This window comes from Methylovulum psychrotolerans, from assembly GCF_002923755.1.
Taxonomy (GTDB): Bacteria; Pseudomonadota; Gammaproteobacteria; order Methylococcales; family Methylomonadaceae; genus Methylovulum; species Methylovulum psychrotolerans.
The window spans coordinates 1-418 of record NZ_PGFZ01000096.1 but is presented as its reverse complement, the minus strand read 5'-3'; the positions used below and the strand labels follow the sequence as shown (position 1 = coordinate 418).

The following is a 418-nucleotide window of genomic DNA, read 5'->3' as shown; positions in this document are numbered from 1 at the left end:
GATGGCTCCATCATTGAAAATTACCCCGGCGACGAAACAACCCCCCCAGACTTTATTTTAGATAAAGATACTGATGTTCACTTAGGACAATTATTGCCGCTTTTAAAAGGCTTGCGGAGTATATCCATTTGGCAACCCATATCCGACAACACGCCAAATTTGCATTGCACTACGGCTATCCGGCTTAGTGACGACGCAGTCCGTCGTCAATTTCACGGGACAATAAAAAATGCTAATTTATCTGGCAAGATTTTATTGGAATCGGGAAAAAATAAAAGTCAGATTGACTATGCTGGCTATGAAGATTTATTGCCTGAACAACTTTTCCAACCTATTCGGGCATCTGAATTTTGGCCAAAAAGTTATGAGCGTGATCGTGCAACAGGTAAGGAAAAGAAGGTTGAGGATAAAGCGAAGC

General features: G+C 41.6%; 1 protein-coding gene. It reads left to right on the top strand.

Annotated features, from left to right (window positions below):
- Positions 1-418, top strand: a 418-nt coding sequence (locus tag AADEFJLK_RS24925) for a hypothetical protein (protein WP_170065263.1), incomplete at both ends; no start/stop codon positions are given.